Annotated in this window: 11 protein-coding genes; 5 read left to right on the top strand and 6 right to left on the bottom strand. The window is 45.3% G+C overall.

The window, feature by feature from the left end:
• Window positions 1-3: 3 nt before the first annotated feature.
• Window positions 4-2205 (bottom strand): 1,4-alpha-glucan branching protein GlgB, encoded by a 2202-nt coding sequence (gene glgB, locus ABFW99_RS06935; RefSeq protein ID WP_349354788.1) that lies wholly within the window; start codon window positions 2203-2205, stop codon window positions 4-6.
• Between the two features lie 104 nt (window positions 2206-2309).
• On the opposite strand from glgB, the gene ABFW99_RS06930 reads away from it, so the two are divergent.
• Window positions 2310-3536 (top strand): FtsX-like permease family protein, encoded by a 1227-nt coding sequence (locus ABFW99_RS06930; protein WP_349354787.1) that lies wholly within the window; start codon window positions 2310-2312, stop codon window positions 3534-3536.
• A 156-nt stretch (window positions 3537-3692) separates the two neighbouring features.
• On the opposite strand, the gene ABFW99_RS06925 is transcribed toward ABFW99_RS06930, so the two are convergent.
• Window positions 3693-5384 carry a UDP-N-acetylmuramoyl-tripeptide--D-alanyl-D-alanine ligase gene (locus ABFW99_RS06925; protein ID WP_349354786.1) on the bottom strand — a complete coding sequence of 564 codons (1692 nt, stop codon included), beginning with the start codon at window positions 5382-5384 and terminating at the stop codon, window positions 3693-3695.
• A gap of 151 nt (window positions 5385-5535) precedes the next feature.
• Between ABFW99_RS06925 and ABFW99_RS06920 the strand changes: the two genes are divergently transcribed.
• The 3 genes from ABFW99_RS06920 to ABFW99_RS06910 all read left to right on the top strand — a co-directional run bounded on the left by ABFW99_RS06920 (window position 5536) and on the right by ABFW99_RS06910 (window position 11041).
• Window positions 5536-6540: a sugar phosphate nucleotidyltransferase gene (locus ABFW99_RS06920; protein ID WP_349354785.1), complete on the top strand. Its 1005-nt coding sequence runs from the start codon at window positions 5536-5538 to the stop codon at window positions 6538-6540.
• Between the two features lie 181 nt (window positions 6541-6721).
• Complete coding sequence (locus ABFW99_RS06915; RefSeq protein WP_349354784.1) at window positions 6722-7903, top strand: efflux RND transporter periplasmic adaptor subunit; 1182 nt, start codon at window positions 6722-6724, stop codon at window positions 7901-7903.
• On the top strand, window positions 7904-11041 hold the full coding sequence (locus ABFW99_RS06910; protein ID WP_349354783.1) for an efflux RND transporter permease subunit: 3138 nt from the start codon (window positions 7904-7906) through the stop codon (window positions 11039-11041).
• Between the two features lie 59 nt (window positions 11042-11100).
• On the opposite strand, the gene ruvA is transcribed toward ABFW99_RS06910, so the two are convergent.
• The 4 genes from ruvA to dinB form a co-directional block, all read right to left on the bottom strand.
• Entirely contained in the window at window positions 11101-11697 is a 597-nt protein-coding gene (ruvA, locus tag ABFW99_RS06905) for a Holliday junction branch migration protein RuvA (RefSeq protein WP_349354782.1), read from the bottom strand.
• On the bottom strand, window positions 11694-12269 hold the full coding sequence (ruvC, locus tag ABFW99_RS06900; protein WP_349354781.1) for a crossover junction endodeoxyribonuclease RuvC: 576 nt from the start codon (window positions 12267-12269) through the stop codon (window positions 11694-11696). The genes ruvA and ruvC overlap by 4 nt, the downstream gene beginning before the upstream one ends.
• A gap of 3 nt (window positions 12270-12272) precedes the next feature.
• Window positions 12273-13106 carry an enoyl-ACP reductase FabI gene (locus tag ABFW99_RS06895; protein WP_349354780.1) on the bottom strand — a complete coding sequence of 278 codons (834 nt, stop codon included), beginning with the start codon at window positions 13104-13106 and terminating at the stop codon, window positions 12273-12275.
• 290 nt (window positions 13107-13396) lie between these two features.
• Window positions 13397-14482, bottom strand: coding sequence for a DNA polymerase IV (gene dinB, locus ABFW99_RS06890; protein WP_349354779.1), 1086 nt, complete (start codon window positions 14480-14482; stop codon window positions 13397-13399).
• A 137-nt stretch (window positions 14483-14619) separates the two neighbouring features.
• On the opposite strand from dinB, the gene ABFW99_RS06885 reads away from it, so the two are divergent.
• A complete protein-coding gene (locus ABFW99_RS06885) occupies window positions 14620-15408 on the top strand; it encodes a peptidase (RefSeq protein ID WP_349354778.1) in 789 nt (262 codons plus the stop codon).
• Window positions 15409-15466: the final 58 nt, after the last annotated feature.

The following is a 15466-nucleotide window of genomic DNA, read 5'->3' as shown; positions in this document are numbered from 1 at the left end:
GCGTTAACTCTTTGGTTTTAAAATTACACCAGCCAGGGGTGGTATTGTGATTGAAATGTTGGCTTTCTGGTTATGCCACTCTCCCCACTCTGCATGTATTTTAGTGTCTCCGGCATTACTGCCTCCATAAAACTCTGAGTCACTGTTAATTAACACTTCGTATTCTCCTGCGTGGGGCACCCCAACTTTGTAGCCATAATGAACGGTAGGTGTAAAGTTAAGAATCACAACAACAAAATCTTCAGGATCTTTTGCCCGGCGAATAAATGAAACGATGCTGTTATCGGCATCACTAATATCAACCCACTCGAATCCGCGCCAGTCAAAATCGACTTCATGAAGCGCCTTTTCCTCTTTGTTGATCCCATTTAAATCCTTAATTAAAAGCTGAACGCCCTGGTGTTTTTCCCATTCCAGCAGGTGCCAGTCGAGCGAGCGCGACTCACTCCATTCCGACCACTGAGCGAATTCACAGCCCATAAAAAGCAGATTCTTACCAGGGTGTGTGTACATATACAAATAAATGAGTCGGAGATTTGCAAACTTCTGCCAGTCATCGCCGGGCATTTTGGCGAGCATAGACTGTTTCATATGCACTACTTCATCGTGAGAAAACGGAAGGGTGAAGTGCTCAGAGAAAGCATAAATCAACGAAAAAGTAAGCTGGTCCTGGTGATACTTTCTGAAAATCGGATCTTTCTCGATGTATGAAAGAGTATCGTTCATCCACCCCATATTCCATTTAAAATCGAAGCCGAGCCCTCCCGTTTCTGTTGGGCGCGAAACTCCACCCCAGGAAGTGGATTCTTCCGCAAAAGTAATGACCCCGGGAAAGTGGTGGTGAACGGAGTCATTAAAATTTCTCAGAAAATCGATAGCCTCAATATTTTCCCGCCCACCGTATTGATTGGGAACCCATTCGCCTTCATCGCGGGAGTAATCCAGATATAACATAGAGGCAACGGCGTCAACCCGAAAGCCATCAACATGAAATTTTTCGCACCAGTAAATAGCGTTTGAAATCAGAAAGTTTTGAACCTCGGTGCGACCGTAATTGAAGATGCAGGTTCCCCAGTCTTTGTGTTCGCCCTTACGGGGATCATCGTGTTCAAAAAGCCCGGTCCCGTCAAATCGGCGAAGTCCGTGATCGTCTTTGGCAAAGTGAGCCGGAACCCAGTCTATGATCACGCCAATATCGTTCTGGTGGCATTGGTCCACGAAGTACATAAAATCCTCGGGTGTGCCAAAGCGGCTGGTGGGGGCATAATACCCGGTAATCTGATATCCCCAGGATGGATCGTAAGGATGTTCGGCCACCGGAAGCAGTTCAACATGGGTGTATCCCAATTTTTTGAGATATGGAACCAGCTGATCGGCAGTTTCCCGGTAGCTTAAAAAGCCGGGATCCTCGCCCACTTTACGCTTCCAGGAACCAATATGCATCTCATATATAGAGATGGGCTGATCCAGAGCCTGTTTTTGCTGCCGAGACTCGAGCCACTTATCGTCTCCCCAGCTGTAGTCGTCAATATCAGTTACAATAGATGCAGTTCCGGGACGAACTTCCGAGAAGAAAGCAAAGGGATCTGATTTCTTTAAAGGGGGATCCTGAACAGGAGATTTAATTTCATATTTGTAATAGTCCCCTTCCGTAACATGAGGAATGAAGAGTTCCCAGATTCCCTGGTCATGAAATTTTCGCATTCTGTGAACGCGGCCATCCCAACTATTAAATTCACCGATTACACTAACGCGATCAGCGCCGGGAGCAGTGACAACGAAGTGGGTTCCATCCACGCCTTCAATAGTTCGCTGGTGAGCGCCCATAAACTCATAGGCTTGATGGTGATTTCCTTCCCCCCAAAGCTGCAGGTCAAAATCGCTAATTAAAGAGTCGAACTGGTAGGCATCGGTTATGGTAAACTTTTTGCCTTGATGAGGAACAATCTCCAAATCATAGCTAAATGTATTCTTTCGCCGGGCGAAAACGCGCTCAAATAATCCTTCATCCGAAATACGATCCATTTCATACTTCTTCTTACCTATAACAATGGTTGAGGATTTTGCTTCGGGACGAAAGGCACGCAACACCAATTTGGTTTTACCATCAACTTCAGCCTCATGAAGCCCGAGTACGGAAAAAGGGTCGCCATGAGACCCGTCAGAGATTGAAGCAATAATTTCTTTTGTAAGCGATGAACCCATTGGTGTTTTTGAATTCGAAAAGGGCGCTAAAGATACTAAAACTTTAACAAATGTCTGTCTTCATTTAAAGTGCTTTCAATTGCTTGATTCTATATTTTGTGTGTATGAAAAACTCAGGATTTATTGCACGGCGATACCTTTTTTCCCGAAAACACATTTCGCTTATATCCACACTTACCTTTATCAGTATCACCGGCATCACCATCGGTACGGCCCTTTTGATTGTGGTTTTGTCGGTTTTTAATGGATTTTTTGATGTAATAAAAAACTTCCTGCTTTCTTACGATCCTGATGTTAGAATAGAAGCATCAGGGGCCGCAACCTTCGCACAAAATCAGGAAATGATGGAGCAAATAAAGGCTCTTCCTGAGGTGCGGGTTATTTCTCCCTATGTTGAAGGAAAGGCGCTTTTGGCTTTGGAGGGAGTTCAAAACGAAGTGGTGGATGTGAAGGGTGTGGAGCGTGACCTGTTCTTTCAGTTGGTGGATATAGAGGAAAGTATAACAACGGGCGTTTTTGATATTTCTGTTCGTGACAGAACTCCGGGAATTATTGTGCATGAGGAGCTTAAAAACAGGTTGCGGCTAAACGTTGGGGAAGACATTGCTTTATTGAGCGCTGCAGGCATGAAAAATGCCCTGACCCAAATCACGGTTCCTCAAACCTATCGCTTTGACCTTCGCGGAGCGTATTTTTTACAGCAGGTGGCCGGCGGACCCAAGGTATTTGTGGACATCGAAGCGGCCAAGCGATTATTCAGGGCCCGAAACCAAATTACCGGGATTGATATCAAACTCAACAGTAATGAGGATGCTGAAAAGGTTAAGAAAGAACTTCAGGCGATGCTGGGGGATGATTTTGAGATTTCAACATGGTATGATCTTCAAAAACCGCTTTATGATGTAATGTATATGGAGAAGTGGGGCTCTTTTGTGATCTTGATTCTTATAGTGATTGTAGCCGTGCTGAATATCATAGGTTCGCTCACGATGATCGTGATTCAAAAACAGAGGGATATTGGCATCCTTATGTCGATGGGGTACAGCAAGGCCGGTATTAAATCCATATTCAGAAAACAGGGGTTATATATTGGATTAATTGGATGCGGAATAGGAGGGGCGTTGGGTTTACTGCTGAGCTGGCTGCAAATGAAGTTCGGGCTGGTGAAGTTATCTTCGGCATTTATTATTGATGCGTACCCCGTTCAGGTCAGCCCTGTTGATGTGACTATTATCTTATTGGCCAGTTTACTGCTTTGCGTTTTGGCGAGCTGGTATCCGGCGCACCGGGCGTCTCAGGTTCAGCCTGCGGATGCTGTTAGGTATGAGTGAGGAGTGATAGGGTGAAAGGTGATGAGTGATTGGAGGCTTTGCCACTATTATTCCAAGAATTTGCCTTCAGTACTTTTTTGAAAACAACACTATTTCCTAACCAATCCGGACGGCTTTAATCTCGTCTCAATTTATCACCTTTCACCCTATCACTCCTCACCCCTCATTATACACATCGGGGAGGTCGTTTTCGTAGAGGATGATATCTCCGGACCGGGCATGTTTTTGGACAAGTTCATTCGCCTCAAACAAAGTATTTACTACACGGACATTCATGGCATTGCTGTCAAAGTTCTTGATGCCTTCGAGGATTGGTTTGGCCCTTTGTTCACCTACCAAAACAACCAGATCGAGATTCGCCTTGCCAATGGTTTCTCCGAATTTCCTGTTTTCCTCTTCTTCAATGTCACCCAGTTCTACCATACCGGGAGTGATAATTATACGCTGGCCGGAGTTAAATTGACTCAGGATTTCTACAGCATTTTTTGCGCCAACGGGATTAGAGTTAAAAGCATCATCAATGATAAACAGATCGCCCTGTCGTTTGAGCTCAAGGCGGTGTTCTACAGGTTCAATCTTAGCCGCTGCCAGCGCCATGGTTTTGAGCCGTAATCCGAAATGATGCCCCACACTAACTGCAAGTAACAAATTCTGCGCGTTATGAGCCCCAAGCAGCTGGGTTTGAAAGCGTTCGGTTTCCCCATCAATATCAACATCAAATTCCATTCCGGAAGTGTCGTAAGAAATATTGGATCCGCGTATTTCGCCGCTGTTCAATCCGGCTAAAATACGAGTAATTTCAGCGCGTCCGACTCCCATTTTTGAAACACGAGGGTCGTCTGCATTTAGAATAGCTGTATCTCCAGCCACCAGGTTATCGACCAGGGTGCCTTTTTCGCGGGCGATCACATCCTGCGAGCCAAAAGTCTCCAAATGAGCTACACCCACATTGGTAACCACAGAAATATCAGGCTTGGCAATATCACACAGCTCCTGAATATTCCCTTCGTAACGGGCACCCATTTCAAGAATGAGTATTTGGTGGTGTGATTGCAGGTCGTTATTAATGACTTTGCAAATACCCATCGGGGTGTTGTAGCTGCCGGGTGTTGAGCAAACGTTGAATCGCTCTTTCAGTAAATCCCGGATCATGAACTTAGTGCTGGTTTTGCCATAGCTACCTGTGATGGCAATCACTTTTAGGTCGGGCATGGAAGCCAGTTTTCGGCGGGCCTGTTTCTTAAATCCGTTTTGGATATAAAGCTCAACCGGCTTGGTGAGAAGGCCAGCTATGAAAACGAAAAAGGGAACAATCATAGCACCAAAAGCCCACCCGAATATGAGTATAGTGAGGTCAAATCGTTGCAGCCCTGAAAAATAGTTGGGAAGCTGAGCATCCAGAAAAGGCAGCATGCCCGTAAAGCCCAAATAGGTAAAAAGTACAGGAAAGAAACTACAGAAGAGTACGAAAGGAACCATCAGGCGAATAACCCTTGGGGTAAACACCAGCGGCTTCTTCACCTTTTCGGGCTTGTAGTTAGAAACCGGGCCAAACCAGAAGTAACTGATCACAAAAAAGAAAACGGCGAGCGAAGAATAGGTGAACGTGTCGTTAAACCAGCCATCAAACCAAATAAAAATAAAGATGAACACATTCAGGATGGCGATGTTAGCCGGGATCACTTTTTCGTCCCAATGGCTTTTCAACCATTGCCAATACTCGTTGTTCTTATATCCCACCTGTTGGTAGGTGTGCAGGAAAAAGCGCATCCGATACCAGGTATATCGTAAGAAAATGAGGCAGAACAGAACAGCGCCGGCATCAAGAAGTGTATAGTACCAGTTCAATATGTTTGGTTTTAGTTAATTATGCAGATGATATGATATTCAGGGGCATTAACAAGAGGTTATCATCAAAACAGAAAGTCGAAATTGGTTGATAACCCCCCTATATTCACCGCCACTAAATTAAATTGTTTCAAGTAACGCAGCCAAATATATGAAATTAATTATCCCAATGGCCGGACGTGGAACTCGTGTTCGTCCTCATTCTCATACCGTGCCCAAGCCCCTTTTGCCTGTCGCAGGAACCATGATTATTGAACGCATCATTGAGACCTTCAACCGCACACTGGATCGGGATATCACCGAAATTGTGTTCATCCTGGGGCCGGATTTTGGAGAAGATATCAAACAGCCGCTGCGCGAAATGAGTGCCCGCCATAAGGCGAAGCCCATTTTTGAAGTACAGGCTGAAGCTCTTGGAACAGCCCATGCCGTTGCCTGTGCAAGCGACCATCTGGACGGAGAGGTTATCATTGCTTTTGCTGATACCATTTTTGATAGCAAAGAATCCTTCGATTTGGGCGATGCGGACAGTGTGATCTGGCTCAAAAAAGTGGAAGATCCATCCCGCTTTGGCGTAGCTGTGTATGAGGGCGATACTATTACCGGGTTTGTGGAGAAGCCCAAAGAGTTTATCTCTGATCTTGCCATTATTGGAGTGTATTATTTTAAGAGCGGAAATGCCCTGAAAGAGAAAATCGATAAGGTAATCGGCGATGACATGCGCGGCCCGGGCGGTGAGTATTTTCTAACCGCAGCCCTTGATATGATGATTAAAGAAGGTAAAGTATTTAAAACAGCTACGGTTGATGAATGGCTGGATTGCGGAACGCTGCCCGCCTGGTTAGAAACCACCGGGATCATCACTGAAAAAGAATTTAATGGCGTTGATGAAAATAAATATCCCGGCTCTACCATTATTCCACCGGTATTTATCGGGGAAGGTGTAGAAATTGAAAACAGCACGGTGGGCCCAAAAGTGAGCATCGAAGCTAATACAGTGATCAAAAACTCGAAAGTAGAAAACACTATCATCCGGGATCATGCTACGCTGGATTCAGTTGAGACAAGCGGTTCAACTATTGGAGCTCATACCAATCTCAAAAATTTAAAAGGAAAGGTAGATATAGGGGATCATAGCGCCCTGGATATTGATTAAGATTAATTGATAAATATATAGAGTTAGGGTAAAAGCCCCGGGTTTCCGGGGCTTTTTTATTTACTAATAAAAAGAATCAGCAGAGCTTTTATAGCCACTTTTGAACGCTGTCCATTCCATACAAGTTGATGTTATCAGATAACTGAAAGTTCACTTTACAATTACAATAGCCTGTTTCTTTATGGGATGGAAAAAGACACTCATTATTTCACTATCAATTTTGGCTGGCGCTGCGGCTGTTATTGTGCTTATTTTTTCAACGGAACCTGAAGCATCCCGTTCCGGAGCAACAAAGGAAACGGCGATGCTGGTGGAGGTCAATAATGTTGAGCAAGGTGATTTCACCCCCATCATACAAGCAACTGGGACGGTTCAGCCCTCTCAGGATATAATTCTCAGTTCCAGGGTGAGTGGCGAAGTAATAAACCGGTCTGATAATTTCACCCCGGGAAGTTATGTGAAGAAAGGGGAAGTATTACTACAGATAGATCCCTCCGACTACAGAAATGCTGTCCGGCAAGCTGAAAGTGAATTGAGGCAGGCGAAGTCTGAACTTCAGCTGGAAATGGGGCTTCAGGAAGCAGCAAAAAAAGAATATGAATTACTTGAGGACTCTCTGGCTCCAACCAATAAGGCTTTGGTACTGAGAGAACCTCAACTCGAGTCAGCAAAATCTCAGGTGGCATCAGCCGAGGCTTCCGTAGAACAGGCAAAGCTGGATCTACAAAGAACCACAATCAAAGCACCATTTGATGCATATATCCTAAACAGGAATGCGAATCTTGGGTCACTGGTTGCTCCCGGCCAAAATTTGGGGCGGCTTGTTGGGGTTGATCATTATTGGGTAGAGACAACAGTTCCACTTTCAAAACTGAGATGGCTGAATTTTTCCGGGGAGGAGAATTCCCCTGCTTCAGAAGTGTTAATTAGAAACCGCACAGCGTGGAATAAAGAAGAATTCCGTACAGGCTATCTGCTTCGGAAGTTGGGTTCCCTGGAAAACCAAACACGCCTGGCCCGGGTGTTGGTTGAAGTTTCTGACCCGCTGGCTCTTGAGGCAGAAAATGAAGCAAAGCCCGGATTAATTATAGGCTCGTTTGTTGAAACGCGAATTAAAGCAAAGCCCCTTGAAAATATAGTTCGGTTAAATCGGGATTATTTGCGGGCAAATGAGACCGTGTGGGTAAAAGAAGGCGACTCACTAAGTATCAGAAATGTGAACATCCTCCTTCAGGATGCAAACTATGCATACATCACGGAAGGGTTAACGGGTGGTGAAGAAATTGTTACTACAAATCTGGCAAGCGTGACAGCCGGAGCTCCGTTGCGGCTTGAGGGCTCATCAACTCCTAATCCGGAATAAATGAGCAATTCAGAGTCAAATAATGAAGGTTTATTTTCAGGCATAATAGCCTACATGGCAAGGAAACCGATTGCAGCAAACCTATTGATGATTATTTTGCTGGGCGGTGGAATCTGGACCATGTTCAACATTCAGAAAGAGGTTTTTCCTCAATACGCGCTCGATTTTGTGGATGTAAGCGTGGTTTATCCGGGAGCAGCACCTGCTGAAGTTGAGCAGGGAATATTACGTCCGGTTGAAGAGGCGATTCGGGGAGTTCAGGGAATTAAAGAGATTACCTCAACAGCGGAAGAGGGCTCCGGAAGCGTATCGATTGAATTAGTAAGCGGAGCCGATCGCATGCAGGTATTTCAGGATATTGACCAGGCAGTGAACCGTATTAATACCTTTCCGGATGATATTGAGGAACCCGAAGTCAGGCTTCAGTCTAACCAAAGAGAGGTGATCGAAATAGGGTTATATGGGGAGCAAGATATTTGGGTGCTGAGAAAACTCGCAGAACAATTACGTGACCAGTTGTTAAGCACAGAAGGAATTACGCAAGTTGAAATTGGAGGAGTGCCTGATTATGTAACTCATATTGAAATCCCCCGGCAGAAACTGCTTGAGTATGATCTCACCCTGGGTCAGGTTGCGGATATTGTAGCCCAATCAAGCCGGGATGTACCAGCCGGGGCCGTTGAGACAACCGGAGGTGAAATACTGCTTCGCATGCAGGAGCGTAAGCAGTGGGCGGATGAGTTCAGCCAAATTGAAATAATTTCATCCCAAAACGGTGGAACAGTTCTTCTTGGAGATATTGCAGAAATAAGAGATGGGTTTGAGGAGGTTGGTCTGCCATCTCAGTTTAACAGACAGACATCGGTTGAAGTGCAGGTTTACCGAATCGGAGATCAATCACCTCTTGAAATTGAAGAAGCCGTCCTGAAGATTTTTGAAGAAGCCAAGGCTGGTTTTCCACCTGCAGTCCAATACCGGGTAGATGGCAATACGGCACAGGATTACAGGGAACGACTGGCGTTGCTTACAGAAAATGGCTTGCTCGCCATTATCATTGTACTGGTGATTTTGGCATTATTTCTGGAATACCGCCTTGCCTTTTGGGTGATGATGGGGATGACTATCTCATTTGTTGGTGCAATTCTCTTCCTTCCACTCATTGGTTTGAGCATCAACATGATTTCGATGTTTGGGTTTCTGGTGGTGTTGGGTATCGTTGTGGATGATGCCATTGTTGTAGGAGAGAATGTATATGAATATCGCCAACAGGGGATGAGTAATATTGAGGCGGCCATAGCCGGCGCTAAAGACATTAGTAAGCCCGTGACATTCTCTATACTGACCAACATCATCGCCTTTGTTCCGCTCCTGTTTATTCCCGGAGTGACTGGTAAATACTGGTGGCCGCTGCCGGCTGTTGTGATTGTAGTTCTGGCCGTTTCTTTGTTTGAAGCTTTGTTCATACTCCCTGCTCATCTTGGCCATAGTGCAAAGAAGAATCCTTTTCGAATTGGAGAGAAAATCGAAGGCTGGCAACAGGCTTTCGCTAATAAATTCAATCAGTTTGTAGACACGCATTATCGTCGTTTCCTGGAGCTGAGTCTCCGTAATCGATACGTAACCCTAAGTACTGCCATCGCTTTGTTGGTGATAGTTGGCGGATATGGATACAGCGATCATATGGGCATGGTACTTATGCCTGAGCAGCCTGCAGATGAAATCGAGGGAGGAATCAGCCTGCCGGTTGGAACCACAAACGCACAAGCAGCCCTGGTTGCTGAGGATGTTACCAATGCCACTTATGCCATGTTTCAGGAGTATAATTTATTTGAACAAGCAGAGGGCATCAAGACAAATGTACGTGGACAAAGTTTTATCGATGTAGAGATAGTGATGAAGCCTCCGGCTGAACGAACCATGAGTACACAGGAAGTGATTGAGCTTTGGCGTGATAATATTGGCGATATCCCGGGGGTAGACCAAATTACTTTTGAAGCTGAAGCTGGTCCGGGCGGGTATCAGCAGGATATAAGCGTAGATCTCAGCCATTCCGATATTGAAGTTTTGGAGGCTGCAAGTCAGGCTTTTCTGGAAAGAGTAGAGTCTTTTGATGCCACCAGAGATGTAAACGATAACTATAACCGGGGAAAAACCCAGTTTGATTTTAAACTGCTTCCGGAAGGCAGGAAACTTGGGTTAACTTCTTCGGAAGTGGGCGAACAGGTCCGGAATGCTTTTTACGGAGCCCTTGCCACTCGTCAGCTTAGAGGAACTAATGAAGTAGAAGTTCGGGTAAAGCTTCCACTGGAAGAACGAAGAGATATTTACAACCTGGAAGATTTTGTTATCCAAACCAATGATGGAACAGAAGTGCCGCTCCTTGATGTGGTGGAAATTGAACAGGGCGAGGCATTTACGAGCATCAACCGAAGAGATGGCCGCCGTGTGGTTACAGTTGGCATGGATGCTGTTCCTTCCAACGCAGTTGGCCGGGTACTGGAGTCCATTCAAACAGAAGTGCTGCCACAACTCAGGCAGGATTTTCCCGGTATTACATGGAGCTTTGAAGGGAGTCAGGCTGAGATGCGTGAATCCACAAAGGCACTTTGGGGTGGGTTTGCCCTGGCTTTAATGATTATTTATGCACTCCTGGCGGTCGCTTTCAATAGTTATGCTCAGCCACTTATTGTAATGGGAGCGATCCCTTTTGGTATTGTAGGAGCTGTTATCGGACACATTTTGCTGGGTTACGATTTATCATTGGTAAGCCTGATGGGTGTTATAGCATTGTCGGGAGTAGTGCTGAACGATTCTTTAATTATGATCGATTTTGCCAACAAGAAAAGGAAAGATCATTCTGCCTTTGATGCCATACATGAAGCCGGCTTGCGACGTTTCCGCCCCATTTTATTAACAACACTGACCACTTTTGGAGGATTAACGCCGATTATTCTGGAAACATCTATTCAAGCCACTCAGTTGATTCCCATGGCCATTTCACTTGGGTTCGGTATTGTGTTTGCGACCTCCATTATTCTGGTTCTGGTTCCCTGCTTGTATATGATTCTGGAAGATACAATTAACGTGTTTAAGGGAGATATATTCACAATAGGTGAGCCTCAGGTTGCGGGAGAGTAAACCGGATAAAGTAAGGTTGGTCTATTCAGATACTGAATCAATTTCAGCATAACAGCATTTTATTTATTAAGGCTGGCCAGAGCTTTCTTAATGATTACAGAAGGGTCGTCACTGCCGGTGTTTTTAATGGCTTTGAGAACGGCTTGTTCAGATTCTTTTTTCTTGAAGCCTAATGATTCCAGAGCCGAGATGGCTTCTCCGGTAACACCCGCTTCCTGAGAACCTGTTGGAGTAACCCCTGCAGACACAGCGTATTCTGCGAGCTTGTCTTTGAGTTCCACAATAATACGTTCGGCTGTTTTCTTTCCGATTCCCGGTACTTTGGATAGGGTGGCAGCATCCGATCCGGTGATCGCTCCGATAAGCTGATCGGCAGGCAGACCTGAAAGAATGGTAAGTCCGAGTTTTGGCCCCACCCCTTTCACGGTAATTAACTTTTCAAACAGGGCTTTTTCATCGGTTGAAAAGAAGCCAAACAGGCGTTCATCACTGTCAGTGATGTGGTGATAAGTCAGCAGTTTTACTTCTGAGCCGGCGCTTTCCAGCTGTTCCTGGGTAATGGATGATATTTCAACCCGATAGCCCACGCCCTGAACGTCGAGGATCACAACCCCTTCTTTCTTTTCCTCTATGTATCCTTTTAGAAATGCAATCATAAACCTTTCACTCTGTCTGGATTATCCTCTACAAAACTGGCCCAATCCCCTTTTTTGTTGTTTTGGTGTGTTTTCTTTTTGGCTGAGCCAGGGATGCCCTGCCCTTTCATCAGATGGCACCAGGCTACAGCTAAGGCATCCGTGGCGTCATTAGACAACTTTTCATCCGGCAGTTTCACCATTTTATTTAGCATAAAAGCTACCTGCTCTTTGCTGGCATTTCCGTTTCCGGTAATCGATTTCTTTACAACTTTAGGAAAATACTCGGTGACTTCCCGCCCGGAGTTTTTGATAGCCAGCATGGCAGCTGCCTGAGCCCGGCCCAGCTTTAGCATAGCCATAGGATCAACTCCATAAACCGGAGTTTCCACCGCACAGGATGTGGGCTGATTGGAACGGATAATCCCGGAAATCTGATCAAAAATAACCTGCAATCGCTCGGCATGATCGTCAATATCGGCCATTCGGATTACATCACACCGCAGGGCGATTAGCTTTCCGTTTTCTTCCGTCAACAAGGCATAGCCGGTGTTTCGGGAGCCGGGATCAATACCGAGGATTATGTCAGGCATAAATTATTCGTCGTCGTTTGAATACAGCTTGGCGAGGTCGTCAATCATATCCTCAGAAATGCCTGCCGTCACAAAACCACCGTCATGGTACAGATTCTGCATGGTTACTTTGCGGGTCAGGTCTGAGAATAGCGTTACGCAGTAATCGGCACATTCATCAGCAGAAGGATTCCCCATGGGGGCAATTTTCTCTGCAAAGGTGTACATGCCGTCAAAGCCTTTAATACCGGTTCCGGCAGATGTCTTGGTTGGAGCCTGAGAAACGGTGTTCACCCGGATACCGCGATCAGCCAGTCGGCTTCCATAATTTCGGGCGATGCTTTCCAGCAGAGCTTTAGCATCGTTCATATCCGAATACTTAGAGAAAATTCGCTGAGCCCCGATATAAGAAAGAGCCACAACACTTCCGCCATCATTCAATATATCGGCTTTCTCGGCATGGTGTAGCACCCGATGAAGTGAAATGGCAGAAACATCCAGCGTCTGCTGATACCAGTTATAATTCAGGTCGGTGTATTCTTTTTTCTTGCGAACATTGGGTGACATCCCGATGGCGTGCAAAATGAAATCGACACCCCCAAGGTGTTCTTTGGTTTTAGCCATCAACTCTTCGATCTCGTCGTCCTTAGTCACATCACAGGGAATGATGGGGGCGCCGGTTTCTTCGCCAAGTTCATCCAGAGCTCCAAGCCGTAATGCAATGGGGGCGTTTGAAAGTACGAAGTCGGCACCTTCACGTTTGCAAGCCAGGGCAATTCTCCAGGCGATGCTTCGGTCATCCAGCGCTCCGAAAATGATTCCTTTTTTTCCTTTTAGTAGTCCGTAACCGTCACTCATTTTATGTCAATTTCTTTAGGTTGATTGTATGGTGGGGAAATTCACGATTATCTCGGTAAAATGATAGTTGGCTGTTGATAAAGTGATGAAGTAAGGAGTGATAAGTTAATTATTTGAAGAATTTTTGTAAGGAATAGGCTTGCAGGTACTTAAACTAGTTCAAGCGTCCGCCAGGACGGCTCCTGTTTTGGATGACCGATTGTAATTACACCGCACAAGCGGACGCTTGCGCTATAAGGTGAAAAAGAGCTCATTTGAACTGAATCACTTTATCAATCCTCACTTCATCACTACAAACTAAGCTCCAGTTGCTCATACACGGTTTTCTCGTTCAGGTTTAAATTCGACAGGGTGATACCCAGCAAACGAACCGGCCGGGTTCCAACTTCAGTTTCTTCAAGCAACTTTCTCACTACTTCGGTGATGTCGGTATATCGATTAGTATAATGGGGAAGGGAGTAACTTCGCGTAATGGTATCAAAATTTTTATAGCGAACTTTAAGCGTGATGGTTTTTCCAGCTGCGTTAATCTTTTTCATTCCCTCTGAAATGGTTTGAGCCAGCTCGTCCAGAAAGTTATGAATCCATTCCAGGCTGTCGATGTCTTCAGAGAAAGTGCGCTCCTTACCATACGATTTTCGCACCCGGTGCGGCTTCACTTCCCGATGATCGATCCCCCGAACAATTTGATAATAGAACCGTCCTGATTTTCCAAAAGCCTTTACCAAATCAATTTCACACCAAGTTTTTAAGTCAGCCCCGGTTTTAATACCCACGGCATGCATCTTTTTCTGCGTAGCTTTTCCTACCCCAAAAAACTGCTTGATGTCCAGCTCTTCCAGAAAGGCCTCTGCTTTATCAGGGGTGATGAGGGTAAGCCCGTTGGGTTTGTTGATGTCGGAAGCGACTTTGGCCAGGAACTTATTATGTGCCACACCCGCTGAAGCTGTTAATTTGGTGACTTCAAAGATCTTTTCTTTAATTTCTTTGGCGATCAGAGTGGCCGATGGCATGCCTTTGTGGTTTTCTGTTACATCGAGAAAAGCTTCGTCCATGGAGAGTGGCTCCACTAAATCCGTGTATTCAAAGAAGATTTCGCGAATTTGCTGAGAGGCTTTTTTGTAGGCATCAAAATTAGCTTTTACAAAAATGCCATGGGGACAAAGACGAACTGCTTGTGAGGCCGGCATGGCAGAGTGGACCCCAAATTTCCGGGCTTCATAGCTGGCGGTTGCCACAACTCCACGTCCGCTGGGTGAACCTCCCACAATTACCGGCTTTCCCCGTAATTCGGGATTATCCCGCTGTTCAACAGCAGCATAAAAGGCATCCATATCAACATGGATAATCTTCCGGATGGGAGTTTCAGAGCTCATAACATAAATTACACATATGTCTTCATATTAAAAAGCGTTTAATTTCTTTAAACCGGAAGAACGGCATCGATTTGGAGGAACAATAACCCCCAACTATACATTTAAAAGAGTGAACTAAAAACAATGAAATATTAGAAATGAAATTTTTGACACCCAAGACCCTATTAAGCATACTAATTGTAGGATTAATCGCATTTAGTTCTGGTTGCCTTGATAATTCAACAGGCAATGATGACGACAGAGAAGTCGTATACTCTCACACAGAAAACCCAGGTCATTCTGCAAATGATTTTCTCTCAGGTGACACCTTTACTTCTCTGGAAGTAGAGGTCGATTACATGCAGGGTTATGCTCCGAATGCTGAGGCATTGGATAGTCTTGAAGCTTTTTTAGAGCAAAGACTGAATAAGCAATCAGTTATAATAAAAGAGCCGACAGAGATTCCTGCAGTCGGCCAATCTTCGTATACCGCAAGTGAAATCCGGGCCCTGGAAGAAGAACACCGGGATGAATTTACATCTGTTGAAGACGGTACACTCAGAGCCTACATGATTATTGTAGATGGAGAGTTTGAAAGCGGAAATGTATTGGCTATCGCATACTATAATACTTCAAATGCCTTTTTTGGTGCAACCTATGAAGAAGTGAGTGGGGGTTTTAATGAACCGTCCAGAAGATTAACGGAGTCTGTTTCTTTCCGGCACGAATTCGGTCACTTATTTGGTTTGGTTAATATTCCCGGATCCGGAACAGAGATGCAGACGAACCACCAGGATACTGAACATGGCCGGCACTGTGATAACGACAGCTGCCTGATGTATTACGCCATGGAAAATGCAGGTGTATTTGGTCAGTTTTTAGGAGAACAAATTCCGCCATTGGATGCCAACTGTATCGCCGACCTGCAAGCTAACGGTGGTAAGTAAGCTGAACAGAACATCGAACAAGGAACATCCAACTTCGAACATTTAAAGTTGGGTGTTC

It is taken from the genome of Gracilimonas sp. BCB1 (genome assembly GCF_040117685.2).
Lineage (GTDB): Bacteria > Bacteroidota > Rhodothermia > Balneolales > Balneolaceae > Gracilimonas.
Note: the sequence above shows the minus strand (reverse complement) of the source record. Positions and strands in the feature narration are given on the sequence as shown.

Bases quoted from the DNA above. Each gene is read 5' to 3' on its own strand.
- glgB (WP_349354788.1), bottom strand. From the start codon at position 2,205: ATGGGTTCATCGCTTACAAAAGAAATTATTGCTTCAATCTCTGACGGG.
- ABFW99_RS06930 (WP_349354787.1), top strand. From the start codon at position 2,310: ATGAAAAACTCAGGATTTATTGCACGGCGATACCTTTTTTCCCGAAAA.
- ABFW99_RS06920 (WP_349354785.1), top strand. From the start codon at position 5,536: ATGAAATTAATTATCCCAATGGCCGGACGTGGAACTCGTGTTCGTCCT.
- ABFW99_RS06915 (WP_349354784.1), top strand. From the start codon at position 6,722: ATGGGATGGAAAAAGACACTCATTATTTCACTATCAATTTTGGCTGGC.
- ABFW99_RS06910 (WP_349354783.1), top strand. From the start codon at position 7,904: ATGAGCAATTCAGAGTCAAATAATGAAGGTTTATTTTCAGGCATAATA.
- ruvA (WP_349354782.1), bottom strand. From the start codon at position 11,697: ATGATTGCATTTCTAAAAGGATACATAGAGGAAAAGAAAGAAGGGGTT.
- ruvC (WP_349354781.1), bottom strand. From the start codon at position 12,269: ATGCCTGACATAATCCTCGGTATTGATCCCGGCTCCCGAAACACCGGC.
- ABFW99_RS06895 (WP_349354780.1), bottom strand. From the start codon at position 13,106: ATGAGTGACGGTTACGGACTACTAAAAGGAAAAAAAGGAATCATTTTC.
- dinB (WP_349354779.1), bottom strand. From the start codon at position 14,482: ATGAGCTCTGAAACTCCCATCCGGAAGATTATCCATGTTGATATGGAT.
- ABFW99_RS06885 (WP_349354778.1), top strand. From the start codon at position 14,620: ATGAAATTTTTGACACCCAAGACCCTATTAAGCATACTAATTGTAGGA.